This window comes from Pseudomonas sp. Arb-4-2C, from assembly GCF_055755015.1.
Genome location: NZ_CM146899.1, coordinates 343540 through 369214, shown reverse-complemented (window position 1 = coordinate 369214; position 25675 = coordinate 343540). Strand labels below are relative to the sequence as shown.

The window sequence follows — 25675 nt, the reverse complement described above, 5'->3', positions numbered from 1 at the left end:
CATGAGCATTGAATGGCACACCCTCGACCGCGAACCGAGCTTGCCCGGGCTGTATGCGCGGGCCGCGACGCGCCGCAAGATCACCGGCACCCAACTGCCCGACAGTGGCTTGCGCTGCTGGGTCGATGTCGACGCGCAGAAACTGGCGGCCTATCGCAAGGTCTGCGGCTTTGCCGATGACGGCCTGTTGCCGCCGACCTATCCACACATCCTCGCGTTCGCCCTGCAAATGCAATTGCTCACCGCCAAGGACTTTCCGTTCCCTCTGTTGGGGCTTATTCACCTGAGCAACCGTATCCGTGTCTTGCGGCCGATGGGCGGAATCAGTCGCGCGCAAGTCAGTGTCCGGGTGCACAACCTGCAACCGCATCCCAAAGGTGCGACCTTCGATGTGCTGACCACTCTGGATGATCAACTCGGACCGCTGTGGGAAGCCGAAAGCCAGATGCTCTTTCGCGGGGTGAAGCTTGATGGTGAACCTGTCGAGCACAATTGGGAGCCCTCGCAGGTGTTGACGCAAGTGGCGCAATGGAAAGCGCCGGCCGACATCGGTCGGCAATACGCCAAAGTTTCCGGCGACTACAACCCGATCCACCTGAGCGCCGCCAGCGCCAAACTGTTCGGCTTTCCCACCGCGATTGCCCATGGACTGTGGAACAAGGCGCGAACCCTCGCGGCGTTGGCCGATCACTTGCCCAGGGCCAACCTTGAAGTGGCAGTGCACTTTCGCAAACCGGTGCGCTTGCCCAGTGAGGTTTCGCTGCTGGCAAGTGCGCCGGGGTCGAGTGGAGAATTACGCCTGATCGGCGCGGGGGATCTGGAGCACATGGTCGGACAGTGGCAGCCGATTGCCTGAGCCCTCGCCTCGGGTTTTCCATCCACCGGGAGCCCGGCAAGCCTGTAAATTGTGTGTATATCACTTAAGTTTTTCCGCGCCGTGCACCGCGCCCTGAAAAACACCCAGCCTTGATTTTCAAGGCTTTTTTTTGCGCGTTTATATCCTCGGTATTAGTCCTTAGGCGCTGTGCAGCGCCTTATATATAAAGGCGTTAATACCAACTTGAGAATGGCAGGAAGCGGCGGCGCGATCGAGATTGGCACCACGGACGAGGCATTACCGGCAACAGATCGGTGAGCCATCGAAAACGACGAATGTTGTTACAGGTGCAAGGAATCTCAATCATGAAAACTCAAGTGTGGTGCAAATCGGCAACAGCGCTGGCATTGATCCTCTCCCTTGGCCTGGCAGGCTGCAGCAGCGGCGGTGGCGGCCATCACAGCAGCTCCGGCAGCTCTTCGCCAGACAGTGCGGCAGCAGGCAGCGGTGGTACCAGCGGAACCGGCGGAACCGGTGGTTCGGATACCGGAACCGGAGGAACCGCCGGCACAGGCGGAACCGGTGGCACGAGTGGCACAGGAGGCACAGGAGGAACCGGAGGCACGGGCACCGCTGGCACAGGTGGTACGGGCGGTACAGGTGGCACCGGCACTGGAGGCACGGGTGGCACCGGTGGCACTGGAGGAACCGGAGGCACAGGTGGCACAGGCGGAACTGATCCGACGGGCCCGACCACTACCCCATTGGTGACCACGACCCTGGTGCAGGATGTTGGCAAAACGGTCAGCGGCGTCGGCGACGGCGTCGGCCAGGTCGGCGATTCGCTGAGCACCGTTCCGGTCGTCGGTGGCGTCGTGCAAAGCGCGGCCAACACCGCCGGCAATGTGGTCAGCACCTTGGGCAATGGCGTGGCCAACGGTATCGGCAAACTGGGCACGGTCGACAATGGCCTGGGCGTAACCGCCTCCTCGGTGGGCGGCGTGGTGACGGATGTCGGCAACGGCGTCTCGGACCTGAGCGGCAAACTGGCGACCGCCACCGGCAGCGTTCCAGTCGTCGGCGGCGTGGTCACCAAAGTCGCACCGGTGCTCGATGGCGTTGGCGAAAAAGTCACCATGCTCGGCGACACCCTGAGCCTTGCCACGACCACCGGCCCGCTCGGTTCAGTGACCAAGAGCGTCGGCAACGGCCTGGTGCCAGTGATTGCGATGGTTGAAAGCACCACCGACAAAGTAGGCGATGCGACCGGCCTCGGCGCTCCGCTCAATGGCGTGATCGGCCAGGTCGGTGGCGCAGTCAAAAGTCTCGGCGGTCAGGTTACCGGCGCTGGCAGCGGCAATGCCCTGACCAATACCGTCGGCGGCGCCCTGACCAACGTCGGCACCACGGTTGGCAAAGCCGGCGGTCTGGTCGACAACGGCACTGCTTCCGGTGGTGGCCTGGGCGGCGGGCTGGGTGGCGGGCTGGGCGGTACCGGCTTGCTGCAAACCGTTGGCGGCGCCGTGGTCAACGTCGGCAGCGGTCTGAACGCCGGCAACACCAACGGTGCAGTCAGTGCCGGTGGCGTTACCACCGCTTCGCTGGGCAACACCGTTGCTTCGCTCAACACCGCCCTCGGTGGTTCGGGCACACCGATCACTGCCACTACCTCGCCGCTGGCGACAGTCGGTGCCACGGTGGGCGCAGGGCTTAACCCGGTGACCACTGCGGTCACCAGCGTGACCCAACAAGTCGGCGCCTCGACAGGCCTGGGCGCACCGGTCGCCGGCCTCACCGGTCAGGTCGGCGGAGCGGTCAGCACAGTCGGCGCGACCATCGCGTCCACCAACAACCCGGTCACCACCGCGGTCGGTGGTGTGGTCAGCAACGTGGGCGGTACCGTCGCTGCCGTCGGAGGCCTGCTCAACGGCGGCACCAGCACCGGCGGCACCGCAACCGGTGGTCTGGGCGGTGTACTCGGTGGCCTGACTGGCGCTCTGGGAGGCAACAAACGCTAAATTGCACCTGGCCGATTCGACGGCCTCACCTACAGCGCCTACGCTTGGTTGAGGGCGGAAGACTCCCACGAGTCTTCCGCTTTTTTCTTAGGAAAAAATTCCGTCCAGCGCTGTGATCTGACCATGGAGTGTCCTATGCGCGTAATGGCATCTTTGCTGTTCCTCAGTCTCAGTTCCGCCGCCCTCGCCGACACCCTGCCCAGTTTTCTCAACAGCAACGAAACCACCCGCAACCTGCCCGTGCCGAACCTGCCGGCCGATGCCTACCGCCCGGCCGCCGCGCCACTGCAAGTCCCCGAACCTGGCGCGGCCGCCGCGCAGCCGTTGTTGATGGAGACCAAAATCAATCTGAAGACCGTGCAGATCGAAGGCGGAACGATCTACCCGCTCAACGAACTGGCCGAAGTCTACAAACCGCTGATCGGCCATCAGACCAGCCTGGCCGCTCTGATCGAAGCCACCCGCGACATCACCCGGCGCTATCAGAAGGACGGTTATCTGCTGTCCTATGCCTTCCTGCCGCAACAGCGCTTCGACGATGGTGTGGCGCGGGTGGTACTGGTCGAAGGTTATGTGCGCGATGTCCAGGTGCAGGGCGATGTCGGCCGGGTCAAGGGCCTGCTCGACGAACTGGCGGCGAAAATCCAGGCCGAGCGGCCGCTGACCCGCAAGACGTTCGAACGCTACACCACTCTGATGACCCGCATCCCCGGCGTCACCATCCAGGCGCAAGTACCACCACCCGGCACCACCGACGGCGCGACAACGCTGGTTGCCCAGGCCAGTCGCAAACCGTTCACCAGCACCATGAGCACCACCGAAGACAACCGCAACGGCACTCAGGCACTGCTGGGGGTCAGCAGCAACTCGCAGACCGCCATGGGCGAGCAGTTAACCCTCAGCGGACTGTTTCCGCCGGGGGATGATCACGAACATTACTACCGCCTGGACTACAACCAGTTCCTCAACAGTGAAGGTACGCAACTGAGCCTGTTTGCGTCGCGCTACCGGGCCGACCCGGGCACCAACGTGCTCACCAGCGACGGTTTCGAACTCAAGCCGCACAAGGAAGACGACCGTTATTCCATCGGTGTCAGCCACCCGTTCATTGCGGCATCAAACGAGTTGCTCAACGCCGGTGCGCGGCTGTATGCGGTGGATGACAAAAACCGTTATGACGTGGTCGGCTACCCGATCAGCATCGAAGAGCGCACCAACGTGCGCGCCCTCGCGTTCGAGGGCGACTGGCGCAAGACCGATGCCCGGCAACTGCGGATTCTCAGCGGTGGTCTGTACCAAGGCCTCGACAGCATGGGTGCGCACTCCAACAACCCGGCGCTGGACCTGAACTTCCTGCGTCTGCGACTCTCCGGGGTGCAGAGCGACAAGTTCTTCGACAACTGGCAAGGCGTGCTTTCGGCGGCGCTGTACTGGAGTGACGACACCCTGCCCGACAGTGAACGCGCGGTGTTTGGCGGACAGAATTTCGGCCGTGGCTACCCGGATGACCAGGCCTCGGGCGACAAGGGCTGGGGCGCGGCTTACGAGGTCAACTACAGCTTCAATCGCGACGGTAACTGGGTACGCATTCTGCAACCGTACGTGGTGCTGGACCGTTCGAAAACCTGGTTCAACAAACTGCAGGTGCAGAGCAACGACCTGTCATCGGCAGCGGTGGGCCTGCGTTTTGGCGATGCCAAGTACTACAACATTGCGCTGGAGGCGGCCAAGCCAATGTCCGATGAGGCGCTGGATACGTTCAATCGTCGGGCGCGCTACAGCATCAGTTTCAGCTATCAGCTTTAGGCCATCAGCCAGACCGTCATCGCCGGCAAGCCGGCGATGACGGTCTGGCTCGGGTGTCGCAAGCAAGCTAGTTTTTAGTCTCGATCTTGCCGCCGGCATCCGGGTCATAGAAGTCCGGAATCTCGTACTTGTACTTCTTCAACCAGCGTTGCATCGCCAGTTCCCGTTCGGCTGCCGTGGCGGTTTGCGGTTTGGGCGAAGCGGCGTGATTGCGGCTTTGCAACACCAGCCAGCCTTCGGTTTCCTGTTGCTGCGCCGAAGCCGGTCCGGCGTCGATCGCCTGAGCCGCGAGCGGCAGGCCGAGCAGGGTCAGGCAGCACACACGGTGCAAGAGGTTCATGGCGTTCTCCCTGAAAGTCACTTGATCGTCGACGGTTGTGGGTCAGCCACCACCGCCACCTGATTGCCGGCCGCCGTCGGGGCCTTGGCCGGAACCTTGAGCTTTTCCGCACGGCTCTGGGCTTCGGAGAATTGCTCCGGCGTCAGGTGCGCACGGCTGACAATTTCAGCGGCTTGCTGCCAGTTGTTCTGGTACAGCAGCAAGGTCACCAGATTCAGTGGCGCCAGTTGATCGCTCTGCTTGAGTTCAATGGCGGTGAGGAACTCGAAGCGGGCGTCTTCAAGGCGCAGCTGATTGAGGTAGACCACGCCCAGGTCGTTGCGAATCTTGTCATTGGTTGGCGCCAGACGTACCGCGCGCTGCAAGTGCGCCTGCGCCTGGCCGTTGTCGCCACGGGCCGCATAGAGCTGGCCCAGGCCATGTTCGGCATCCGCCGTCAGGCAAGTACCGAGCAGGCCACGGTACAGCGGCTCGGCTTCGTTGCGCCCGAGCAACCGATAGACCCTGGCCTTGCGCAGGCGCACTTCAGCCAGGTTGTCGGGCAGGCTTTGCAGGTTGGCCAGGCTGGCGTGCAGCTTGCCGTCGTTGGCCAGATCGTCCGCCAGGTTCAAGGCCAGTTCCTGCTCGGAATCGAGCTTGCTGCAACTGGTCGGCGCCAGCATTGCCGACCACGGCGCCTGGCCGTCGGTGGCACAGCCACCGAGCATCAACAGACTTGCCACGACAATCAGTGCTTTCATCAAACGCTCTCCATGAGCCAACGTCAGTTTGCAAACGCCCGGGTAATCGCGGTGAACCCCGGGCCGGCCAATACGATCAGCAAGGCAGGAAACAGAAACAGCATCATCACCACCGACATCTTCGCCGACATCTTCGAGATGTATTCCTGCAGTCGTGTCAGGCGTCGATCATCGAGCAATTGCTTGAGCGCCAGCAGCGATTTCATCGCCCCGCCGCCCTGCTGAATCAGTTGCTGCAGGATCACGCAGGTGTCAGTGAATTCATCGACCGCGAGCATCACCGAGGCCTTGTTCAGTTCCTGTCCCAGCTCAAGCCCCGAGTCGACCCGCGCCAGAATCAGGCGCAGTTCGCGGGTCAGTTCCGGTAGCAGTTTTTGCCCTTCCAGGCTGAGCACGCGCAAGGCTTGTTCGACCGCCATGCCGGACTCGAACAGGATGCGCAGCAGCGGAATGAACGTGGAAATCTCCACGGCGATGGTTTTCTGCCGACGCCCGGCGGCATACGCCAACAGCCGCTTGGGTAACAGGTACCCGCCACCTGCGGCGAACATGGGCACCAGCCAGCCGTTGGCCGCGTGGGGGAAAAATACTTCCTGCAGAAAGATCGCCAGTCCCAGCGCCAGCAACGGCGTGCCGATCTGGCAGGCGGCGTACAGCGAGCGCTCACTGGCGCGGCGCCAGCCGAGGCGGCTGAGCAAGGTCTGGGTTTCGCTGTCGATGCTCACCGAACGCTGGCCGAACCGGCTGCTGCCCAAGGCGCGCAGCCAATGGCCGAAACGGTTCTCGCGCACCAGATGGCCCTGCAACCGCTGGTTGACCTGGCGTACCCGGCGCCGCTCCGTCAGCAAGTGATTGACCACCAGCAACAGGGCACCGAGCAGCAGCATCAAGGCAGCGAGATAGACCATTTCAAACACTCCGCAACATGCGCCACAGCGCCAGGCAGCCGGTCACTTGCAACACCACGGCGATGATCAACATGGTCTGGCCACCGGAGTCATGCCACATACCCAACATGTAGCCGGGGTTGGTCAGCATGAAATAGCTCACCAGGATCACCGGCAGCGAACCCAGCACCCACGCCGTCATGCGCGTCTCGCCAGTGAGCGCGCGCAATTGCCGGGCGCCCTGATCTCGCTCGCGGATCAGCTTGATCAGGTTCTCCAGCAACTCGCTGGCGTTGCCGCCGTAGCGATGGTTGACCTTCAGCCCGAGAGCGAACATGCGCAGTTCGTCCTGCTCATAAAGCTCGGCAAAGTCACTGACCGCATCCGGCAGGTTGACGCCCAATTGCACGTTGCGCTGCACCCGGCCCATGGCTTTTTTCAGCGGATCGTCACTCGCCTCAATGCTGCCCATGACCGCATCACTCAAGGTGCGTCCGGACTTGAGGCTGCGCACGGTGTGGTCGAGCAGCTGCGGCAACTGCTCGATCATGCGCCTGATCCGCCGGTGGTACAGCCAGGAAATGTACAGACGCAAGACCAGTGGCGGCGCCAGCAGCATCGTCAGCAAACCGATCCAGCTCGCCAGCAGATAACCGAGAGCCATCGCCACGCCCCACAAGGTCAGCCACAGGCCGAAGCGTTCGGTGGGACGGCCCAGCCCGGCACGCAGAAACATCCGTTCAAGCCCGACCCAGGTCGGCTTTGGCGCGACCAGTTGTGGCTGTCCTGCCGCGAGGCGGTTGAGCACACGCTCGTTGCTGGTCTTGTGCACACCGTGCAGGAACAGCCAGATCGACAGCCCGAGCAGGATCAGGCAAAGCAGGATGAGAATGGCCGGTCCGATCATGATGTGCGTCCCATGCTGTCAGCCCAGGTTCGTCTCGTGCCGCAACTTGTCGCCAGCCGGGTTGACCGCTTCGCGCAGGAAGCCGAAACCGGTACGCCGATCCAGACGAAACAGGGTGTTGGTGACGTAGACGTCTTCACGAATGCCGACCACTTCCACCACCTCGCTGACGCAGCGCCGGCCGTCAGGCATGCGGGTCAGCTGGATGATCACGTCGAGGGCGGCGCAGATCATCTGGCGCAAGGTGCGCTCGGCGATGGAACGGCCGGTCAGGCCCACCAATGTCTCAAGACGCAACAACGCATCCTGCGCATTGTTGGCGTGCACGGTGCTCATCGAACCGTCGTGGCCGGTGTTCATCGCTGTCAGCACATCGACCACTTCGACGCCGCGAATCTCGCCGAGGATGATCCGGTCGGGACGCATCCGCAGGGCGTTACGAATCAGGTCGCTGGCTTTGACCTCCCCGTGACCCTCGGCATTCGGCGGACGGGTTTCCAGGCGTACCACGTGCGGGTGGCCGAGTTGCAGTTCGGCGACGTCTTCGATGGTCACCAGCCGTTCGTGCGGGTTGATCAACTGGCTGAGAATGTTCAGCAGCGTGGTCTTGCCGGTGCCGGTGCCGCCGCTGATGAGCACGTTGCAGCGCTTGCCCACCGCCTCTTGAAGGAATTCGAAAATCGCCAGATCGATGGTCTGCATCGCCATCAGGTCACTGCTCTTGAGCATGTCCTTGCGAAATTTGCGGATCGACAGGCACGGGCCGTCGAGGGCAATCGGCGGAATGATCGCGTTGACCCGACTGCCATCCGGCAGACGCGCATCGACCATCGGCGAGGACTCGTCGAGGCGGCGCCCGAGTGGCGCAAGAATTCGTTGCATGACCCGCTCGACGTGATGCGCATCGATAAAACGCAGGTCACTTTGGTGCAGCACGCCGTCGCGCTCGATGAATACCCGGTGCGGGCCGTTGACCAGAATCTCGGTCACCGACTGATCGCGCAGCAACACTTCCAGTGGACCGAAGCCGGTAAGCTCGTCGACGATCTCTTCGGCCAGCCGCTCCATCTCGTAACGGGAAATCGCCAGGTGCAGACGGGCGATGTATTCGGCAACCTTGTCGGTGACAAACTGCGCCAGCAACTGACGCGAACCTTCCAGCAGGTTTTTCCCCGACTCCTCGATGGCATCGATGATGTAGCGGTGCAGGACCAGCTTCAGGCCTTCGTGATCGGAGTTGCCGGCCGGGCCATGTTGCACCGCGCCGAACAGTTTTTCCGCGCTCATGAGGTGCCTCGCAAGCGATCGAACCAGGTGACGGCCTTGGGTTTGCTCAGTCCTTCGGAGCGTTTGGCCAGGCGCTCGCCGAGGGTGCGCAGGCTCTGCGTGAGTTTTTCCCGGGGGGCCAGTTCGAACAGGCTGACGCCCTGGTTCTTGGCGTTCAGGCGTACTTCAGCGTTGGCCGCCAGCACCGCGATCACTTCCAGGTTGAAGGTTTTGCCCAGGGTCTCGGCATCCGGTGCAACGCTGCCCAGATAGCCGTCCACCAGCAAACGCGCGTGGTCGAGTTTCATGCCTTTCTCACGCCACAGATTGAGCACAGCGAGGTTGCGGCGGCAGTTGATCACGTTCTGATCGGTGTACCACAGCAGCTTGTCGCAATGGCTGACAAACGTGCGCAAGGCTTCGCTGTCGGACTGCCCGGTGAGGTTCACGACGATGTGCTGGAAGTGCTGGCGCAAGGCGCTGAGCAGCATGTACAGCTCGGCGGCGCTGGTGCTTTCCAGCGGCTCGTCGTTGCTGGCATACGCCAGTATTCGCAGGCCCCCGTCCGTGCTGGTGAAGGCGCTGTCGATCAGGGTGGTGTCGAGCCTGCGCAAATGGCGCAAGGCATCGCCGAAGTGAAACGAACTCTCGAGCCCGAGCAGCGCCAGGCTGTCGCCACGGGGCAGGCCCAGATCCAGCAGCAGGGTTTGCTGGCCGCTTTTCTGTACCACCTGCGCCATGTGGTTGCTCAGCAGTGCGCCGTCAGAATTGCTTTGTGTGCCGTACAACACCGTGAGGCCACCGAGCTGGGTGTTGGTGGCCACCGGTGGCAGGCGTTTGTTCAAGCGGCGCACCAGCCCGGCGACTTCACTGGCCCGCGAACCGTATGCCACGAAATCCCGGGCACCGGCGCGCATGGCATTGAGCACCAGTTGATTGTCCATGCCATCGCCAAGCGCAACGATGGCGAGCATCGGCTTGGCTTCCAGCGCACCCTCGATCAATGCACTCTGCGCCACCACATGGTCACGGTCCAGGCCCACGAACACCAGGCTGGCGAAGGTGACATCCACCAGCGCCAGCAACTCATCCAGGCTTCCGGCCCCGGCACTCACTACTTGCCCCAGCGGTGCGAGAGCGCCTTGCAGCCACTCCAGATCAGTGCTGTTGCGGGTGATCGCAAGAAACGTCTGGCTCAGGTTCTGGTTCATTGGGACAACCCACTGCGCTTGTCGAAGTTACCGTTTTCAAGGAAGAACATGCGGTAGAAATTCGGGTCGTAGTTGCGCAGTTTCTCGCCCGGCAGCGACGGCAGTTGCGCATCTGCCGCGAGTGGCTGCACCAGGTGCGGAGTGACGATCATCAACAGTTCGCGCTCTTCGCGCTTGATCTGCGAGTCACGGAAAAACGCGCCAATCACCGGGATGTCGCCCAACCCCGGAAACTTGTTCACCTGCGAGGTGTTCGAGGTGCTGATCAAGCCACTGATGACAAAACTTTCGCCGTCGGCCAGCGACACGCTGGTATCGGTACGCCGTACGGTCAGGGCCGGCACCGGGGTGCCGGCGATGGTGATCGCATTGGCGTAATCCAGTTCGCTGACTTCCGGGGCGACCTTCAGCGTCACGCGGTTGCGGTCGATCACGGTCGGGGTCAGGGTCAGGCGGATGCCAAACTCCTTGTACTCGATGGTCACCGTGTCGCTGCCGGAGCTGGGCACCGGAATCGGGATTTCACCACCGGCAAGGAAACTTGCGCTCTGCCCGCTCAGCGCCACCAGGCTCGGCCGCGCCAGGGTGTAGGCGAAGCCACTGCCTTCCAGCGCATTGATGATCGCCATGGTCTTGCCGCCGATCCACGAGAAGTTGAACTGACCGTTGTCCACCGGCAACTTCGGCGTCGGTACGCCGCCGACGTTCGGCAGCGTGTTCGGTGAGCCAAACAGGAAGTTGCCGCGGACACCGATCAGCGAGGCCGTGGCTTCCTTGAGTTTGGTGCGGCTGACTTCGACGAAACGAATGTCGGTCTGCACTTGCGAGGGCAACGTCGGATCATCCGAAGGCATTCTGCTGGCGCTGGTCAATGCCGCGGTGGCGCTGCCTTTAACGAACACCATGCTCTGACGCGGCTCACTGGAGCACGAGGTCCAGACCATCAGACTGGTGGCGCCGGGAGCCACACCGGTCAGCAAAAACGAAGCGCTGCCAGTGTCATGCACATCGGCGATTTTCGGGTCGCCGATGGCCACGCGGGTGATTGCCACCGGCGACTGGATATCCTGCTGGAACCCTTCTCCGATCTCGATCACCGCCGGCATACGGCCCAGCGCCGAGCAATTGCCCGTGGCCGCGATGGCCGCGTTCATCGACAGTCCCATCAGTATCAAGGCCCGGACTACAGGTTTTACTATCGGCCTGAATCGACTCTGCATGCACGTGGATCCTTGCTCAGTCATGGGGCTTGTTGGGAAACCTGATTGCCGCGGATCACTTCCATCGGCGTGCGCGCATGGCCGCCAGTGGACGGCGCTTTCGGCGCGGCGCCCAGGGCCAGTTGCGTGAACTGAAAGAGTTGGCTGTTGGCGTTGTCCAGATGAGCCGGCGCCTGCTTTTCTCCGGCCCAGTATTTGGCCAGGCGCTGCTCCTCGCTGCTGCGCACGGCCAGGCGCAATGTGCCGACCTGGGTGGCGAGCATCATCCGGCTCAGCAATTGCTCAGGCACCGCCAGCACCACGGTGCGCGCGGCGATCCGGCGTTGATCCTGTTTGAGTTTGTCGTCTGCACTCAGGGCCGGACTGGCAGGCTGGCCGTCGTTGGTCAGCCCGTATTGTTCACCGACGCCGAGCACGCGCATGGCCGGCACGACGATCTGCGCCGATTGCTGCAGGTTGCTCGCGTCCTGGCGCAGATAGAGCAGGACGTCGACGTAGTCACCGGGAATCAGTTGCCCGGCAGCGCCGATCACCTCATCCACCGCCACGGTCAGAGCGCGCTCGTCGCTGTGGATCATCCGCGCCAGCGATCCACCGGCCTCAAAGCTTTCATCGTTGAGCCAAGTGCCGGCGCTCAGGTGCCGCCAAGGGGTACGGCCCACTGCTTGATCGACGCTGGACAGGCTGCCGCCCGGGGCACTGCGCAGCTTTTCCAGCGCCACATCGGCAGCCGTCAACGGGGTAAAAGGCGGGACATCGTGCAACAGCACGACCACCGGCTGGCGGGTCTGGTCTTCGGCGGCGGCGACGGTTTTTTCCACGACGACTGCCGGAGCGGCAGGCGCCTGGGCAACGGGCGCCGGCTGCCGACTGAGGACCAGGCCCCAGTAACCGACGATGATTGCTCCCAGCAGCAGCACTGCTGCAAGGGCCATGGTGACGCGACTGTTCATGACGGATCTCCCTTTCCTGCTGCACCGACAGCCTGTACTTCCTGATGAGAGAATTTTTCGCGATCAGGCAGCTATGAACATGCAACTATTTCGCTATTTCCAAGCTAGCTGATCCGAGCCAAAACGCCATTACTGACAGGAAAATAACTCACTAAAGTATGAGTCTTGGCCAATTAACTGTAGGGACAGGGTCGACTAACGATCCGGTTAATCCTTTGTGATTAATTCGTTCTTACAGTTGTTGACCGGGGGTTTGTTGACAATGCTCTGATAGCACGGTGAAAACATGCCGCTGTAGCGTAGGATCGGCGCCAGAGGCGCAAAGGAGTGGACGTATGATTCTCGAATATCTGTTGGCCAGAGCCCGCGTATTTCTCAAAAGCGAGGAAGGGGCATCGGCAATCGAGTACGCAATCGTGGTGGCAATGGTAGCCGTGGTCGTCGTGGTGTTTGTGACACCTGTCGGCAATAAGGTACTGGCGATTTTCAACGCAGTCCTGACCAGTCTCGGCGGCACGGCACAGGTCCGGCCTACGCCTTGATCGCTCCCCCTCCCTTCCCTTTCAGTGCCTGTGCGCGAATGAGTAATAGCGCGCCCGGGCATTGACGAGGCCCCTGAATTTCCAGCGCCCGGTCACAGGCCGGGGCAAAGGAGAATGTTCATGGCTCTTGAATATCTGCTGATGCGTGCCCGGGCGTTCCTGGCAAGTACTGAAGCGGCCTCGGCCATCGAGTATGCGATTGTGGTGGCCATGGTAGCGGTGGTGGTCGTGGTGTTCGTGACACCGGTGGGGGCCAAGGTGCTGGCGATTTTCAACAGCGTACTGCTGTCCCTCGGCGGTACTGCGCAGACAGCTCCGGTGCAGACGCCCTGATGTAAGTCGCGTCCGGCGAATGTCGCGCTACACTCGATTGCACTTTCAGCTTCTCAGGGATTGCCCATGACTGCTTCCTCATTACCCCGCCAACAGTTGCTTCTGGTTGACGATGAAGAGGACGCGTTGCTTGAGCTGGCCGAGTTACTGGAGGGCGAAGGCTTTGTCTGCCACACCGCGACATCGGTGAAACTCGCCCTGCATCACCTCACCCGGCATCCGGATATCGCCCTGGTGATCACCGATCTGCGCATGCCGGAGGAGTCTGGCATGTCGCTGATCAAACGCCTGCGCGAACACACTTCGCGCCAGCATCTGCCGGTCATCGTCACGTCCGGGCACGCCGACATGGAGGACGTCAGCGACATGCTGCGCCTGCAGGTGCTGGACCTGTTTCGCAAGCCGATCTACCACGTGCGCCTGCTGGAAACCCTGGACAATCTGTTCCCCAAACCGAAGACGCAGGCCGGGTAATTCAGGCGAAGTGTTTTTGGAAGAATTGACTGCCTGCCCGCGATGGACAGGCAATCGGGATCAGTGTGCGGTTACACGCTGACGAGCCGCCGAAGCGCTGGGGGAAAGCGCCAATGCCAACTGCGTGCGGTTGTGCATGTGGGTCAGGCGCAACACCTGCGAGACATACAGCTTCACGGTGTTTTCAGTGATGCCCAACTCACAGGCGATCTGATAGTTGGTCTGCCCTTTGCCCACCAGACGCGCCACATCCAGTTGCCGTGGCGACAACTGATTGAAGATCGCCGGGATCTCCTGTTCCGCCTCGTGAGCATCGCCGCCGAGCATATCGCTGACCACCGCCGCCGGACTGCGTCGAACCTTGTCCAGGTCCTGGTAGAGATCGTCGATGGACTCGGAAAGAAATTGCAGCTTCTGGTTCAGGTGGCCCAACTGCACATTCTTGTGCCGCTCCTGCAGGGCCGCTTCCTGACGCTTCACGCCTTCGAGCAGTTCATCCAGATCGATCGGCTTCTGGTAGTAATCGGCGATGCCTGCGCGCAGGGCCTTGATCACATCCTGTTTATCGGCGCGACCGGTGAGCATGATTGCTTCGAACACCCGATGTTTGCCGCTGATACGTTGCAGCGCCTGCACCAACTGGATGCCGTCCATGTCCGGCATATGCAGATCGCTCAGCACCAGGCCGATTTCGGCGTCTTCGCTGAAACGCTCGATCGCCTGCTGGCTGGATTCACACGGCACACAGCGGTAGCCGCTGCTTTCGAGAAACTCGCACAGCTCTTCGACGATCAGCGGTTGATCATCGACCACGAGCACCTTTACCGCAGACGTAAGCTTGTTCACGAACTACTCCATTGCTCGGGCCAAAGCTGACTTTTTCTACACTTTGGCGGTGTAACGACTTCATTTGAAAGTAGACGCACTTTCCGACTATGTACATAGGACTAGTGGCAACTGGCGACTAATGGATCCAATGGATCGAAACCAATACACCCATCAGCACGAACGGTGCAAATGGCAGCTTTTTTGACGCTCCAGGCTCTAAATATCGAAGATGTTGCCTAAGTCCTTGACTCATATGAAGCCAGACTCTTGGCGCAACGAGCAGCCACAAGAGACTGGCGACGCCAGTGCCGATAAACGCACAAAGAATGAACAAACCGTTCGTCGCAAGACCCATGGCTGTCATTAATTTCACATCCCCGGCGCCCATTCGCCCCATCAAATAGCCCGGTACGGTCAGCAGCAGGGCGATCACGCCAGCCCAGAGTCCCGCCTGCACATCGGCCCCGAGCCAGGTCGTGCCGGTCACCCACAGATAAATCAGCGCCAGCGCTCCCGCACCTAATGTCAGCACATTGGAGATACGCCGTTGACGGGCATCCTGGGTTGCGCACAGCGCTAGCCAGATCAGGAGAACTAAACTCTGCATCCGGTTAAATCCGTCCGATTTTGCTGAATGATTCTATGCTGATACTACGCAGTGCACGTCAGGGTAGACGCAGTCATGAAAACCGGCTTCGCAAAATCACAGGCAGGCGCAGTGGCGATCGAGTTCGCCCTGGTATTCGTGATTTTTTTCGCAGTGTTCTACGCGCTGGTCAGCTACAGCCTGCCGTTTCTATTGATGCAGAGCTTCAATGAGGCGACGTCCGAAGCGGTGCGCCGCAGCGTCGCGGTCGACCCCAATACTCCCGGCTATGCCTCCGTGGTGGTGAGCACCGCCAACGCCGCGTTGACCCAGCAATTGCAATGGACATCAACGCTGAACCTGGTAGTGGGCGTCGATACCTCAGCGGTGTATGACGCCACTCAGGGCACACTGACGGTCAGCGTCAACTACCCCACCAGCAAGCTCAATCAGATCATCCCGTTTCTGGTGTTGCCGGGCGTGGGCGCCGTACCCAGCCTGCCCGCCAACCTCACCGCCACGTCGAGCCTGAAATTTTGACCTCCGGCGATAATCTGTTCGGGCGCCTGCTCAAACGCGCGCCAGCACCTGCCAATGAACTGCCCGACCACCTCGGCTCTGCGCCGCTGGGTTTGCACCTGCATCTGGATAACGACGGCGGCGTATTGCAGATGGCCGGACCGTTGCGCCACCAGTTGGCGCAACAGCCGCCCCACGAATCACCGTTGCCGCTATCGGCTTATTTACTGGCGCACAGCACGTTGGCGATTGAAGGCCGCCCTCGGGACTGGCAGGGACAAATGCTTGATCTGGACTTCCCTGGCCTCAGCGATCAGACCTTGCACCTGCGCGGCTGGGTGCAGCCTTTGGCCGAGGGCTGGGTATTGCAACTGCTGGACATCGCCGACCTGCTGCAGGAACGTCAGCAATCGCGTCACCGCGAATCCTGTCAGGCCCTCGCCGGGCAGATCAGCGAACACCTGCGCGCCTGCAGCCTGGCGCGTCTGCCGGTGGTAGTCAGCGAGCAATTGCAGGCCATCGCCCAGCGCTGGCATATCCCGTGTCTGGCCATCGCCCTGCTCGACGAACAGGAACAGGGCTGGCAGATCTTCGAGCAATATCGCGCCCACGATGCGCCGCTGCTGTGGCAGGACGGCCAGCGCCTGGGCACGCCGCTCGACAGCCTCAACGGCAGTGCGCCGCAGCGTCTCGGTGCGCATCATGGTCTGTACGAGCACGCGCGGGTGGAAGCCACGTTCGGCAACGCCGATGGTTTCGCCGTGCCTTACAGCGATGATCGCGGGGTGATGGCGTGGCTGCTCTGCGGCTTCTACACCGTGGACACCGCCGCGCCGTACCTGAGCGACCGCGACTGGATGGCACTGACCAGCGCCCTCGCCGGCCCGTTGCTCAGCCGCCTGCGTGACCAGCAACATCATCAATACACCGAGCGCCTCGAATCGCTGCAAACCCTGCTCGACACCGGTTGGTGGGAAATGCTTGGCGACGACGTGCTGCTGGCACCGTCGCTGCTTGATGTGTTGCCTGCCGAGCGTGCCCGAATCTCGCAGCAGGAGTGGCTGGCGCTGATTCATCCGGCCGACCGCGAAGAACTGCGCAGCCGCCTGCACGCCCTGCAACTGCACGGCGAGGCCCTGACCCTGAACGTTCGTCTGCACCGTCCCGGCTCCGGACAGACATCGCTGTGGTATCGCGTACAGGGACAGGTTGCCGGTACCGGTGAACAGCGCCGGTTGGTCGGGTTCATGCTCGATATCAGCGACATCCAGAATCAGCAGCAACGCGCCGAAGCCGCCCATGCGCGACTGGACAACCTGATCGCCAGCTCGCCAGCGGTGATCTATGTCCAGCGCTACGTCGAAGGCGCGCTGATCCCGACTTTTTTCAGCGCCAGCCTGGAACCCCTGCTGGGCTGGACGCTGGAAGATTGCAACGCCACCGACTGGGCGCAACGCATTCATCCCGAAGACCGCGAGCTGTATTTCGCCCGCACCCGACAGCTGTTGCGCGAAGGTTCGGTGCGCGCGCGTTATCGCTTGCGCGACGCGCGCGGCGATTACCACTGGCTGCTCGACGAAGCCAAGCTGCTGCGCAATGACCTTGGCCTGCCGGTCGAAGCCGTCGGCCTGTGGCTGGACGTCACCGAAGCGACCCTCGCAGCCGAACAGGTCAAACACAGCGAAGAGCGCTATCGGATTCTGGTGGAAGACTCGCCGGCGATGATCTGCCGCTATCGCCCGGACCTGACGCTGACCTTCGGCAACCGGCCGCTGGCGACCTATCTGGAATGCACGCCGGAGCAATTGCCGGGCGTCGATCTGGGCAGCTGGATGTCCGACGAACAACGCGCAGCGTTCGTGCAACGCCTGGCGCTGCTGACCCCGGAGCAGCCAGTGAGCACCGCCGAAATCAGCCTGCAGCTGCCCGGGCGCGAACATGCGTGGTGGGTGTGGTCTGATCGCGGGGTGTTCGATGAACGCGGGCACCTGCTCGAAGTGCAGGCCGTGGGACGCGATAACACCGAGGTGCGGCGCTCGCAGCAGCAGCTCACGCAAAGCGCAAAAATGGCCACCCTCGGCGAAATGGCCACCGGCCTCGCTCACGAAATCAACCAGCCGCTGAACGTGATGCGCATGGCCATCGTCAACGTGCTCAAGCGCTTGGGTAACGGCGATGTGCAGATCGACTACCTCACCGACAAACTCAACCGCATCGACGCCCAGGTGCAGCGCGCGGCAAAAGTGGTCGATCACATGCGCGTGTTCGGTCGTCGCTCGGAGGTCGAGCAGCAACTGTTCAACCCGGCTTCGGCCATCGAAGGCACGCTGTCGTTGCTGGCCGAGGGCATGCGCGGCAAGGGCGTGGACCTGCGCATCAGCGAAACCGGTTTTAGCGTGCAGGTACGCGGTTATGTCGATCAGCTGGAACAGGTGCTGATCAACCTGATGGTCAACGCCCGCGATGCCTTGCTCAGCAAACGCGAGAAGGATTCAACGTTCAAGCCATGGATCTCGATCTATGCCGAGCGTGATGAGCACAAGGTGCGGCTGTGGGTCGAGGATAACGGCGGCGGCATCGACCCGCGCTTGCTGGAGCGGATTTTCGAACCGTTCTTCACCACCAAACCGGTGGGCGTCGGCACCGGGCTGGGCTTGTCGGTGAGTTACGGCATCATCGAAAACATGGGCGGCCATCTCAGCGTGCGCAACTCGGTGGAAGGCGCACGCTTCTGCATTGAGCTGCCAGTGGCACCGGAGGTCTAGATCACCAGATAGGCCTTGCCGGTCTGGCCGCAGGTCATGTTGGCGCCGACATCGACGTCCATCAGGTTGATGCCCAGGGCTTTGAGCAAATTGTTCAGCAGCGGATCGAGCAACGGACTGAGCAGGTTGGTAATCAGCGGTTGCAGGATGGTCGTGACATCGCTGATCAGGCTGGCCACGCCAGTCACGATGGCCCCCAGCGGGTTGCTGCCCTGCGGCTTGTAAACGATCAGATTGATCCCCGCCAGAGTGTTCGCAAGGCTATTGACGATGTTGCTCGACGGCGCTGCGGAAATCACGCTCGGCGCCAGTTTGAGGTTGGCCGGAGTGGCGAACGGCGTGCCGCTGGAATACACCAGGTCCTGAGTATTTTGCGCGACGCTGGTGTTGACCATGATCGCGATGCCGCCCGCCCCGTACTGGACGTGGGTGCTCTCGTCGCAACTGCCAATGCCGAGAATCTTGTGACAGGTGACGGTGCCGAGATCGACCAGTGGCAACGGTGTGACCGTCGGTTCGGCAAGCGAGGAAAAGGCGTTGGTCGGGTCGATCTTGCCGACCTTGAGGTCCGCGATCGAGGTGATGGTGTGAGCGGTCAGGCTTTTGGTGCCCGTGGTGCCGACCGGGCAGCTGTAGTCGGTGACGTAGCTGATCGCGCCGCCGGCATCCAGGGCAATGTCGATTTCCGGCGACGGCAACAGCTGCGGATCCAGCTGTTGGCAACCGGCGCCGAGCAGACACCCGACCGAATTGAGCGTCGCCACCAGATTCAGGCTCAACAGGGCATTGAGGGTCGGGGTCAACGTTCCAACCAGCCCCAATACCGCATTGAGCAGCCCGGTCACCCCGGACAGCACCGGCAGATTCACCGAGAGCAGCGTGCGGATCTGCGCCGTGCGCACATAAATCCGGTCCGCCCCCAACGGGTTGGCCTTGGCCCGCGCCGGGTCGCCAATCGCCGAAAACTGCGGCGGCTCGATCACCTTGACCCGTACCGTGACGTTCGCCAGCCCCAGCACGCTGATCGGCAAGGTCGCGGCCACCGCGCTTTTGCTGTTGGCCAGTTGCACCACGCCCTGAATCAATTGCAGCAGTTGCAGGTTGGCGTCCAGCCCGGCCGCCGTGGTGCCGGTCTGCAACTGCAGGATGTCGCCGAGTTTGACCGGTGCGGCGTTGATCGCCGCAACCTGCAATTGCCCCAGCGCGGTGATCACCGTGGCGGTCGCGCCGTTGAGCTGTACCACCGTCGCCGCTGCCTGAATCAGTTGGGTGACCGTCGCCTGGGTATTGAGCAGTTGCGTGTAGTTGCCGGCGGCCACGTTGAGGTTGATCGCCAGTTGATTGAGGTAGCTGAGCAGGTTGATGTCGGTATTGAGCAGCCCGTCCCAACCCAGTGCGGTAAGGTTGACGTTGCCGCCGAGCAGCCCGGAAAACAATGGATTGAGAATGCTCGACTGGGCGGTGTTGATGCTCGCCAGCGTGCTGCGAATGTTCAGTTGTGCCACCGTCGGGATCGGCAAGGCGGCAACGGCCGAGGCATTGAGCGTGGTGTTCAGGCTGACGGGAGAGCCTGTGAACAACGCTTGTACGCCACCGGCAAAACTGGTGGTCACCGTGCGGCTGGCGGCGACCTTGATCGCGCTCGACTGAGTCGCATCGACAGTGAATGCGCGCAGTCCGCTGGCCGCCGTCTGCACGCTGCCGCAAGTGGTCGCCAGGGTGTTGTTGGCATCGACGGTGTAGCCATTGCGCACGGCGCTTTGCCCGGCGTAAGCCGCTGCGGTCAGGCCCGACTGACAATTGCCGCCACGACTGACGGCTTCCAGCGCGGCGCTGTCGACCACCCGCTGCAACTTGCGTTGCTCCATGTACAGCCGCCCCGTATCGACCACCAATAGCATCAATACCAATGCCAGGCTGAGGGTGGCAGCCGCCATCAACCCGATCGCCCCGTGTTGCCGGGCCGGGCCGTTGAACTGCGAACGAGGCGACATGGCGCACTCCTTTGCCGGCGCATTGCCGAGCGCTACCTCCGATGGTGGATTTGAGTGTAGACGGCGCTGAGCGAGACTGCTGGCAACGCGCCACTTCGCAATGATGAAGATCCGCTGTGGGAGCGGGCTTGCTCGCGAAGACGTCGTGTCATTCACATTGGAGGTGACTGACACGACGCCTTCGCGAGCAAGCCCGCTCCCACAGGGGATTTGTGGTGGGCAAAAAAAACGGGAGCCGCTGGGGCTCCCGTTTTTTTTAAGCGGTCTAGCGCGGTGGGTAGTTGGCCAGAATCCGGCCCACCGTCTCGCGAATCGCATTGCTGCGATCCTGCGGATTGGGCGTGCTGCTGAGCATTTGCTCATCGCTGCCGCGCCACACCAGTTTGCCGTCCTTGCCGTCGAGGAGGTCGATCTGGATCGTCGCTACCTTGTAGGTGATGTTGCGAGTTTCGTTGTACATCGGCGCCCCCCAGTAACCGTTCCACGGGCCGCCCCAACCACCGCCGTAGTTGGTGGTCACTTGCTGCTGACGATCCTCGACGATCAGATAGGTCTGCACGCTCAGGTCGCCCTTGGCCCCCGCTGCGGCGGGACGCAAACCGCGCTGATCAAGTTGATCGCTGACGGCCTGGCGAATCCGTTGTTCGGTCAGGTCGCTTTTGATCCGGGGATCATCCGGGCGATATTGCAGCGCGGGTTCTTTCCAGCTCCAGCTGCGATACGCAGCAAAGTCGCGGCTGGCGTCGAAGTCATGGTTGACCTGGTTGGCGGCGCAGGCGCTGAGCAGCGCGGCCATGGCCAGTAAAGCGAGACGGCGGAACATGGTTTTTCTCCGGTTGAAGGCATGAACCTGCGAAGCGTTCTCACCTGGAGTTTAGCTGGGCGGATAAGCCGACATGGCTTTTTCCAAAGCCTCGCGAATGGCGTCGGTGCGCACGAGTTGGCTGCCCTGGTTGGCCGTTTCGGCGCTGGCGCTCCACACCGGTTGACCGGTGCCGGCGTCGAACAGATTGACCTGCACCACGACAACCTGCTCCTGATAAGTGCGAACGATCGGCACGCTGTTGTACATGCCGTAACCACGCCCGTATCGATCATAGCCACTGTATCCGCCGTAACCATAATCGTCCTGCACCTGACGCAGGCGGGTTTCCAGACGCAGATTGGCACTGACCAACAGGTCGGCCGGACGATTGTCGTGCAACGGGCGCAAGCCACGCTGGTCGAGGGCGTTGCTGACCGCCTCAGCCACTTGCGCTGAATCGGCCCACGCCGTGCCCGGCGGCAACTGGCCGTTGAGCCAGGCCCAACTGCGGTAGCGCCCGTAATCGCGCGGCGGTGCCGGATACGCACTGCGGTCGAACGTGGTGGCGGCTTGCGGCGGCGCCGGCGGCAAAGGCCGCGACTGCGCCACGTAGGGGTTGCTGCCCTGGCAGGCGGCCAACCCCAGACAGATCAGCAATAACCCCGATTGTGCTTTCATGTAGTGCTCCGATCAGATCGGCCGGCAGATCCAGTGCAAGTAACGCCCAAGCCCGGCGAAGCTTGGGTGACGACGGTGCGCCAGTTCCATTTCCAGCAAGTCCGCCAGTTCGACGCGGGCCTGGAATTCCACCGGCATGTAGTCGTGGAAAACCCGCACCCCGCTCTGGGTTTCGACCTGCCACAAGCCTTCGAGTTGCGTCGCCAATTCCCGTGGATCAAGCGGCTGCTGCGGGGTCAGGCTCTGCTTTTCGCCGGCCATGACGTTCTTGCGCATTTTCTTGAAATGGCCCTTGAGCAGGTTGCGATAAATCAGCGCATCACGGTTGTAGAACGCCAGCGACAGCCAGCCCCCGGGCGTGGTCAATTGATGCAGCACCGGCAGGATCGCGTGGGGTTCGGCCAGCCATTCGAGCACCGCGTGGCAGATCACCAGATCGTACGGCTCGGTGAGCTGACCGAGCAGTTCCTGCCACGGCGCCTGAATGAATGTCGCGGTTTGCCTGGCATCGGCGAAGCGCTGACGAGCGCCTTCGAGCATCGGCTCGGCCGGTTCGGTGAAGGTCACCTCATGGCCACGCTCGGCCAGCCACAACGACATGTGGCCCAGGCCGCCACCGATGTCCAGCACCCGCAACGGCCGGTCCGGCAGCGCTTCGGCGAGGTCGGCCTGCAGCACCGCGAGGCGAATCGCACCTTTGGCACCGCCGTAGATTTTTTCGGCGAAGCGGGTCGCCAACTGATCGAAATGCCGGTCGCTCATCAGCTGAACCGCCGTTCGCTGTCGGCGAGCTTGCTGCGCACCACTTCATTCATGTCCAGCCCCAACTCGCTGCACAGCAGCAACAGATACAGCACGATGTCGCCGACTTCCTGCCCGGCATGTGCCAGTTTGTCCGCCGGCAACTGGCGCGACTGGTCTTCGGTCAGCCACTGGAAAATCTCCACCAGTTCGGACATCTCGACGCTGGCGGCCATGGCCAGGTTTTTCGGGCTGTGAAATTGCCGCCAGTCATTGCGATCGCGAATGGTGTGCAGGCGTTCGGTCAGTTCAACAAGGTTCATCGGGCTCTCCTGAAGGCGTATAGCTTCGGGGGGATGCCAAGCGAAGGCAAGGGGCACGCTGTGCTTTTGGTGGGAGCGGGCTTGCTCGCGAATGCGGTGGGTCAAATGACTGATGAGTTGAATGACACACCGTCTTCGCGAGTCAGCCCGCTCCCACACAAGCTCGGTGCAAACCCTCTATAGTTGCAGGGAACTCGGCCACCTGCGTTGTGGCCCAAGGCTCAGCTCTTTCATCAGGATGCACACATGCAGGTAGAAAGCTTTTTCGAATGGCTCGGCCAGGCACTCGGCTCGATCATCCGCTTCATCGTCGATGGGCTCAGCGGCCTGTTCAACATTCTGAGCAACGCCGGTGGCAACTTTGTCGACGGCCTGGCCAAGACGCTGGGCATGGACACCTCGATCATCAGCATCCTCGCGCTGATCGTCGGTTTGATGCTGTTGTGGTCGGCGATCCGCGCGTTCATGAATGCGTCGATCATTGCCGGGATCATCTGGTTGCTGCTGGGGTTGTGGCTGCTGAGCTGGATCATCCACTGACACCGGTGCCTCCCGATGGGAGCGAGCCTGCTCGCGAAGGCGATGTGTCATTCAGCACTGCTTTGACAGACCTGACGCTTTCGCGAGCAGGCTCGCTCCCACAATGGATCGCACTGCGAACCCGATGAATCGCTACAATCCCCGCTCCCCCAAGGAGCCCGCATGTCCAACCTGATTGCCGACTGGCGCGACCGCCCGACTCACCGCAAGGTCTGGGCGCTTGCCGCGCCGATGATTCTTTCGAATATTTCCGTGCCGCTGGTGGCGCTGGTCGACAGCACCGTCATCGGCCACCTGCCCCACGCCCATCAGTTGGGCGCCGTGGCGGTCGGCGCCAGTCTCTACACCTTTCTCGCCTGGGCCATGGGCTTTCTGCGCATGGGCACCACCGGGTTTGCCGCGCAGGCCGCCGGGCGCAGCGACGGCGCGGCGTTGCGGCAGATTCTGTTGCAAGGCTTGCTGCTGGCTCTGGGGCTGGCGATCGTGCTCGGCACATTGGGCGTGCCGTTGAGCGGCGTGGCCCTGCATTTCATGCAGCCTTCGGCGGAACTCGACCAACTGACCCGCGAGTTCTTCCACACCCGGTTGTTCGGGCTGCCGGCAGCGCTGGCCAGTTACGCACTGGTCGGCTGGTTCCTCGGTACCCAGAACGCCCGGGCGCCGCTGGCGATTCTGCTGAGCACCAACCTGATCAACATTGCCCTCAACCTGTGGTTCGTCATTGGCCTGGAGTGGGGCGTGGTCGGTTCGGCCCGGGCCTCGGTCATCGCCGAGTGGAGCGGCGCCCTGCTCGGCCTGTGGTTGACCCGCGGCGCATTGCGCGCCTATCCCGGGCACATCGCCTGGGCGGCGTTGAAGGTGTGGCAGAGCTGGCGCCCGCTGCTGGCGGTCAATCGCGACATTTTCATTCGCAGCCTGGCGCTGCAATCGGTGTTTTTCCTGATCACCGTGCAAGGCGCGCGACTCGGCGATGCCACCGTGGCAGCCAATGCCCTGCTGCTCAACGGCCTGCTGTTGACCGCCCACGCACTGGACGGTCTGGCGCATGCGGTCGAAGCCTTGTGCGGACACGCCATCGGCGCCCGCGATCGCCTCGCCCTGCGCCGCTCATTGGTGGTGGCCGGGGGGTGGTCGCTGTTGGCCAGCCTCGGTTTCGCCGCGCTGTTTCTGTTCGCCGGGCATCTGTTCATCGAAATGCAGACCGATATCCAGAGCGTGCGCGACACCGCGTTCATCTATCTGCCCTATCTGGCCGTGCTGCCGTTGATTGCAGTCTGGAGCTATTTGCTCGACGGCCTGTTCATCGGCGCCACCCGCGCCCGGGAAATGCGCAACGGCATGCTGCTGACCGTCGCGCTGCTGTTGCCGTTTGCCTGGGCGCTGCAGGGGTTGGGCAATCACGGGTTGTGGATAACTTTTCTGTTGTTCATGGTATTGCGCAGCCTGACCCTCGGCGCACTGGCCCTGTGGCTGCGCCGCAATGATGGCTGGTTCAGCGGCACGGCTCACTGAGCCGGCGTGTGTCTGACGAACGCAACCACCTGATCCAGCACCGGCGCCAGGCTTCGAAGCGGCCGCGACAGGGTCGCCACCAGCGTCACATGACTGGGGCGCGCGTAGTACAAATCCTGCACCGGTACGCCCGCCTCGCGCAGTTTGCGCGCGAGGCCTGCGGTGTTGCGCGTCGGGTTGACCAGATTGTCCCTGGTCGCGGCGATCAGCAGCGCCGGGGGAGCGCCGCGACTGACGTGATTGATCGGCTGCGATTGCGGCGGTGAGTTCGGCCAGAAAAACACCGGGCGCACGTCGGCGTTCTTGATCGGCAGAAAATCATACGGCCCGGCCAGGCCGATCCAGCCGCTGAGGTCTTTTGACGACATGCCTACCGCGCCAAGCAGGTCAGGATCGAGCGCCAGCATCGCCGCGTTGTACGCGCCGGAACTGTGGCCCATCAGGTACAGGCGCTGCGGGTTGCCGGCGAACTCGCGGATATGGGCCCGGGTCCAGGCCACTGCCCGCGCCGAATCCTCAAGAAACAGTGGATAGCGCACTTGCGGGTACAGCCGATAATCCGCCAGCACCGCGACAATCCCGCGCGACGCCAGCGCCTCGCCGACAAAAGCGTAATCGCCGCGATCACCGCTGTTCCAGCTGCCACCGTAAAAAAACACTACCACCGGTGCATCTTCCAGCGGCTGCCGTGGCACATAGACGTCGAGTTTCTGTCGGGGATCATCGCCATAAGCAATGCCAGCGGTCCTCTGGAACGTGTCATCGGGTGTCAGCGCATTGAGCACCTTGACCGGAGAACACCCCGAAAGCACCAGCAGCAAGAACCCGCCGAGGATTGCGCCGAACCGTTGCCACAGAGTGTTTGCCATC

26 protein-coding genes are annotated in these 25675 nt (G+C 62.2%); 10 read left to right on the top strand and 16 right to left on the bottom strand.

Annotation, left to right across the window (positions count from 1 at the left end; all coding sequences use genetic code 11):
* The first annotated feature begins 1 nt into the window (after position 1).
* The 3 genes from AC0J41_RS01585 (at position 2) to AC0J41_RS01575 (ending at position 4641) form a co-directional block, all read left to right on the top strand.
* Entirely contained in the window at positions 2-856 is an 855-nt protein-coding gene (locus AC0J41_RS01585) for a MaoC family dehydratase (RefSeq protein WP_473014384.1), read from the top strand.
* 326 nt (positions 857-1182) lie between these two features.
* Positions 1183-2835: a collagen-like triple helix repeat-containing protein gene (locus AC0J41_RS01580; protein ID WP_473014383.1), complete on the top strand. Its 1653-nt coding sequence runs from the start codon at positions 1183-1185 to the stop codon at positions 2833-2835.
* A gap of 135 nt (positions 2836-2970) precedes the next feature.
* Positions 2971-4641 carry a ShlB/FhaC/HecB family hemolysin secretion/activation protein gene (locus tag AC0J41_RS01575; RefSeq protein ID WP_025111729.1) on the top strand — a complete coding sequence of 557 codons (1671 nt, stop codon included), beginning with the start codon at positions 2971-2973 and terminating at the stop codon, positions 4639-4641.
* A 67-nt stretch (positions 4642-4708) separates the two neighbouring features.
* Here the strand turns inward: AC0J41_RS01575 and AC0J41_RS01570 are convergent, their stop codons facing one another.
* From AC0J41_RS01570 to cpaB, 8 genes are read right to left on the bottom strand one after another with little or no spacing between them, the layout of a single operon-like run.
* Entirely contained in the window at positions 4709-4981 is a 273-nt protein-coding gene (locus tag AC0J41_RS01570; protein ID WP_025111730.1) for a DUF3613 domain-containing protein, read from the bottom strand.
* A 17-nt stretch (positions 4982-4998) separates the two neighbouring features.
* The gene (locus AC0J41_RS01565) at positions 4999-5721 is read right to left on the bottom strand and encodes a tetratricopeptide repeat protein (protein WP_025111731.1); all 723 of its coding nucleotides are present in this window, start codon (positions 5719-5721) and stop codon (positions 4999-5001) included.
* A 23-nt stretch (positions 5722-5744) separates the two neighbouring features.
* Positions 5745-6629, bottom strand: a complete 885-nt coding sequence (locus tag AC0J41_RS01560; protein ID WP_025111732.1) for a type II secretion system F family protein — start codon at positions 6627-6629, stop codon at positions 5745-5747.
* Position 6630: 1 nt separating this feature from the next.
* On the bottom strand, positions 6631-7515 hold the full coding sequence (locus AC0J41_RS01555; protein WP_025111733.1) for a type II secretion system F family protein: 885 nt from the start codon (positions 7513-7515) through the stop codon (positions 6631-6633).
* Between the two features lie 18 nt (positions 7516-7533).
* Positions 7534-8802, bottom strand: coding sequence for a CpaF family protein (locus AC0J41_RS01550; protein WP_025111734.1), 1269 nt, complete (start codon positions 8800-8802; stop codon positions 7534-7536).
* Positions 8799-9992 (bottom strand): CpaE/TadZ family protein, encoded by a 1194-nt coding sequence (locus AC0J41_RS01545; protein WP_025111735.1) that lies wholly within the window; start codon positions 9990-9992, stop codon positions 8799-8801. Before AC0J41_RS01545 ends, AC0J41_RS01550 begins: the two co-directional genes overlap by 4 nt.
* Positions 9989-11212 carry a type II and III secretion system protein family protein gene (locus AC0J41_RS01540; protein WP_025111736.1) on the bottom strand — a complete coding sequence of 408 codons (1224 nt, stop codon included), beginning with the start codon at positions 11210-11212 and terminating at the stop codon, positions 9989-9991. Before AC0J41_RS01540 ends, AC0J41_RS01545 begins: the two co-directional genes overlap by 4 nt.
* A gap of 20 nt (positions 11213-11232) precedes the next feature.
* Positions 11233-12165: a Flp pilus assembly protein CpaB gene (cpaB, locus tag AC0J41_RS01535; RefSeq protein WP_473014382.1), complete on the bottom strand. Its 933-nt coding sequence runs from the start codon at positions 12163-12165 to the stop codon at positions 11233-11235.
* A gap of 335 nt (positions 12166-12500) precedes the next feature.
* On the opposite strand from cpaB, the gene AC0J41_RS01530 reads away from it, so the two are divergent.
* The 3 genes from AC0J41_RS01530 to AC0J41_RS01520 all read left to right on the top strand — a co-directional run bounded on the left by AC0J41_RS01530 (position 12501) and on the right by AC0J41_RS01520 (position 13514).
* Positions 12501-12707, top strand: coding sequence for a Flp family type IVb pilin (locus tag AC0J41_RS01530; RefSeq protein ID WP_025111738.1), 207 nt, complete (start codon positions 12501-12503; stop codon positions 12705-12707).
* 120 nt (positions 12708-12827) lie between these two features.
* Entirely contained in the window at positions 12828-13040 is a 213-nt protein-coding gene (locus tag AC0J41_RS01525) for a Flp family type IVb pilin (RefSeq protein ID WP_473014381.1), read from the top strand.
* A gap of 66 nt (positions 13041-13106) precedes the next feature.
* The gene (locus AC0J41_RS01520) at positions 13107-13514 is read left to right on the top strand and encodes a response regulator (RefSeq protein ID WP_025111740.1); all 408 of its coding nucleotides are present in this window, start codon (positions 13107-13109) and stop codon (positions 13512-13514) included.
* A gap of 60 nt (positions 13515-13574) precedes the next feature.
* On the opposite strand, the gene AC0J41_RS01515 is transcribed toward AC0J41_RS01520, so the two are convergent.
* Both AC0J41_RS01515 and AC0J41_RS01510 read right to left on the bottom strand, forming a co-directional pair.
* Positions 13575-14360, bottom strand: coding sequence for a response regulator transcription factor (locus tag AC0J41_RS01515; protein WP_025111741.1), 786 nt, complete (start codon positions 14358-14360; stop codon positions 13575-13577).
* Between the two features lie 118 nt (positions 14361-14478).
* Positions 14479-14949, bottom strand: a complete 471-nt coding sequence (locus tag AC0J41_RS01510; RefSeq protein WP_473014380.1) for an A24 family peptidase — start codon at positions 14947-14949, stop codon at positions 14479-14481.
* A 75-nt stretch (positions 14950-15024) separates the two neighbouring features.
* On the opposite strand from AC0J41_RS01510, the gene AC0J41_RS01505 reads away from it, so the two are divergent.
* Together AC0J41_RS01505 and AC0J41_RS01500 are read left to right on the top strand one after the other, a co-directional pair.
* On the top strand, positions 15025-15468 hold the full coding sequence (locus AC0J41_RS01505) for a TadE/TadG family type IV pilus assembly protein (protein ID WP_025111743.1): 444 nt from the start codon (positions 15025-15027) through the stop codon (positions 15466-15468).
* Positions 15465-18212, top strand: coding sequence for a PAS domain-containing protein (locus AC0J41_RS01500; protein WP_473014379.1), 2748 nt, complete (start codon positions 15465-15467; stop codon positions 18210-18212). The genes AC0J41_RS01505 and AC0J41_RS01500 overlap by 4 nt, the downstream gene beginning before the upstream one ends.
* Here AC0J41_RS01500 and AC0J41_RS01495 read toward each other — a convergent pair.
* From AC0J41_RS01495 to AC0J41_RS01475, 5 genes are all read right to left on the bottom strand, one after another.
* Positions 18209-20206: a pilus assembly protein TadG-related protein gene (locus AC0J41_RS01495; protein WP_025111745.1), complete on the bottom strand. Its 1998-nt coding sequence runs from the start codon at positions 20204-20206 to the stop codon at positions 18209-18211. The two genes, AC0J41_RS01500 and AC0J41_RS01495, sit on opposite strands and share 4 nt — an antisense overlap.
* Positions 20207-20471: 265 nt before the next feature.
* Complete coding sequence (locus AC0J41_RS01490; protein WP_025111746.1) at positions 20472-21029, bottom strand: DUF4136 domain-containing protein; 558 nt, start codon at positions 21027-21029, stop codon at positions 20472-20474.
* Positions 21030-21080: 51 nt separating this feature from the next.
* Positions 21081-21689 (bottom strand): DUF4136 domain-containing protein, encoded by a 609-nt coding sequence (locus AC0J41_RS01485; protein WP_473014378.1) that lies wholly within the window; start codon positions 21687-21689, stop codon positions 21081-21083.
* Positions 21690-21701: 12 nt separating this feature from the next.
* Entirely contained in the window at positions 21702-22451 is a 750-nt protein-coding gene (locus tag AC0J41_RS01480) for a methyltransferase (RefSeq protein WP_473014377.1), read from the bottom strand.
* A complete protein-coding gene (locus AC0J41_RS01475; protein ID WP_262159173.1) occupies positions 22451-22753 on the bottom strand; it encodes a MazG-like family protein in 303 nt (100 codons plus the stop codon). Before AC0J41_RS01475 ends, AC0J41_RS01480 begins: the two co-directional genes overlap by 1 nt.
* A gap of 246 nt (positions 22754-22999) precedes the next feature.
* On the opposite strand from AC0J41_RS01475, the gene AC0J41_RS01470 reads away from it, so the two are divergent.
* Positions 23000-23293, top strand: a complete 294-nt coding sequence (locus AC0J41_RS01470; RefSeq protein WP_007963021.1) for a hypothetical protein — start codon at positions 23000-23002, stop codon at positions 23291-23293.
* 162 nt (positions 23294-23455) lie between these two features.
* Complete coding sequence (locus AC0J41_RS01465) at positions 23456-24805, top strand: MATE family efflux transporter (protein WP_473014376.1); 1350 nt, start codon at positions 23456-23458, stop codon at positions 24803-24805.
* On the opposite strand, the gene AC0J41_RS01460 is transcribed toward AC0J41_RS01465, so the two are convergent.
* Positions 24799-25674 carry an alpha/beta hydrolase gene (locus AC0J41_RS01460; protein WP_473014375.1) on the bottom strand — a complete coding sequence of 292 codons (876 nt, stop codon included), beginning with the start codon at positions 25672-25674 and terminating at the stop codon, positions 24799-24801. The two genes, AC0J41_RS01465 and AC0J41_RS01460, sit on opposite strands and share 7 nt — an antisense overlap.
* Between the last annotated feature and the right edge of the window lies 1 nt (position 25675).

What these genes read in the sequence shown, in the direction of transcription:
- AC0J41_RS01550 (WP_025111734.1), bottom strand. Translation starts at nt 8,802, where the DNA reads ATGAGCGCGGAAAAACTGTTCGGCGCGGTGCAACATGGCCCGGCCGGC.
- AC0J41_RS01460 (WP_473014375.1), bottom strand. Translation starts at nt 25,674, where the DNA reads ATGGCAAACACTCTGTGGCAACGGTTCGGCGCAATCCTCGGCGGGTTC.
- AC0J41_RS01475 (WP_262159173.1), bottom strand. Translation starts at nt 22,753, where the DNA reads ATGAACCTTGTTGAACTGACCGAACGCCTGCACACCATTCGCGATCGC.
- AC0J41_RS01560 (WP_025111732.1), bottom strand. Translation starts at nt 6,629, where the DNA reads ATGGTCTATCTCGCTGCCTTGATGCTGCTGCTCGGTGCCCTGTTGCTG.
- AC0J41_RS01510 (WP_473014380.1), bottom strand. Translation starts at nt 14,949, where the DNA reads ATGCAGAGTTTAGTTCTCCTGATCTGGCTAGCGCTGTGCGCAACCCAG.
- AC0J41_RS01495 (WP_025111745.1), bottom strand. Translation starts at nt 20,206, where the DNA reads ATGTCGCCTCGTTCGCAGTTCAACGGCCCGGCCCGGCAACACGGGGCG.
- AC0J41_RS01505 (WP_025111743.1), top strand. Translation starts at nt 15,025, where the DNA reads ATGAAAACCGGCTTCGCAAAATCACAGGCAGGCGCAGTGGCGATCGAG.
- AC0J41_RS01570 (WP_025111730.1), bottom strand. Translation starts at nt 4,981, where the DNA reads ATGAACCTCTTGCACCGTGTGTGCTGCCTGACCCTGCTCGGCCTGCCG.
- AC0J41_RS01525 (WP_473014381.1), top strand. Translation starts at nt 12,828, where the DNA reads ATGGCTCTTGAATATCTGCTGATGCGTGCCCGGGCGTTCCTGGCAAGT.
- AC0J41_RS01485 (WP_473014378.1), bottom strand. Translation starts at nt 21,689, where the DNA reads ATGAAAGCACAATCGGGGTTATTGCTGATCTGTCTGGGGTTGGCCGCC.
- AC0J41_RS01580 (WP_473014383.1), top strand. Translation starts at nt 1,183, where the DNA reads ATGAAAACTCAAGTGTGGTGCAAATCGGCAACAGCGCTGGCATTGATC.
- AC0J41_RS01480 (WP_473014377.1), bottom strand. Translation starts at nt 22,451, where the DNA reads ATGAGCGACCGGCATTTCGATCAGTTGGCGACCCGCTTCGCCGAAAAA.
- AC0J41_RS01470 (WP_007963021.1), top strand. Translation starts at nt 23,000, where the DNA reads ATGCAGGTAGAAAGCTTTTTCGAATGGCTCGGCCAGGCACTCGGCTCG.
- AC0J41_RS01520 (WP_025111740.1), top strand. Translation starts at nt 13,107, where the DNA reads ATGACTGCTTCCTCATTACCCCGCCAACAGTTGCTTCTGGTTGACGAT.
- AC0J41_RS01465 (WP_473014376.1), top strand. Translation starts at nt 23,456, where the DNA reads ATGTCCAACCTGATTGCCGACTGGCGCGACCGCCCGACTCACCGCAAG.
- AC0J41_RS01490 (WP_025111746.1), bottom strand. Translation starts at nt 21,029, where the DNA reads ATGTTCCGCCGTCTCGCTTTACTGGCCATGGCCGCGCTGCTCAGCGCC.
- AC0J41_RS01540 (WP_025111736.1), bottom strand. Translation starts at nt 11,212, where the DNA reads ATGCAGAGTCGATTCAGGCCGATAGTAAAACCTGTAGTCCGGGCCTTG.
- AC0J41_RS01530 (WP_025111738.1), top strand. Translation starts at nt 12,501, where the DNA reads ATGATTCTCGAATATCTGTTGGCCAGAGCCCGCGTATTTCTCAAAAGC.
- AC0J41_RS01575 (WP_025111729.1), top strand. Translation starts at nt 2,971, where the DNA reads ATGCGCGTAATGGCATCTTTGCTGTTCCTCAGTCTCAGTTCCGCCGCC.
- AC0J41_RS01585 (WP_473014384.1), top strand. Translation starts at nt 2, where the DNA reads ATGAGCATTGAATGGCACACCCTCGACCGCGAACCGAGCTTGCCCGGG.
- cpaB (WP_473014382.1), bottom strand. Translation starts at nt 12,165, where the DNA reads ATGAACAGTCGCGTCACCATGGCCCTTGCAGCAGTGCTGCTGCTGGGA.
- AC0J41_RS01545 (WP_025111735.1), bottom strand. Translation starts at nt 9,992, where the DNA reads ATGAACCAGAACCTGAGCCAGACGTTTCTTGCGATCACCCGCAACAGC.
- AC0J41_RS01565 (WP_025111731.1), bottom strand. Translation starts at nt 5,721, where the DNA reads ATGAAAGCACTGATTGTCGTGGCAAGTCTGTTGATGCTCGGTGGCTGT.
- AC0J41_RS01555 (WP_025111733.1), bottom strand. Translation starts at nt 7,515, where the DNA reads ATGATCGGACCGGCCATTCTCATCCTGCTTTGCCTGATCCTGCTCGGG.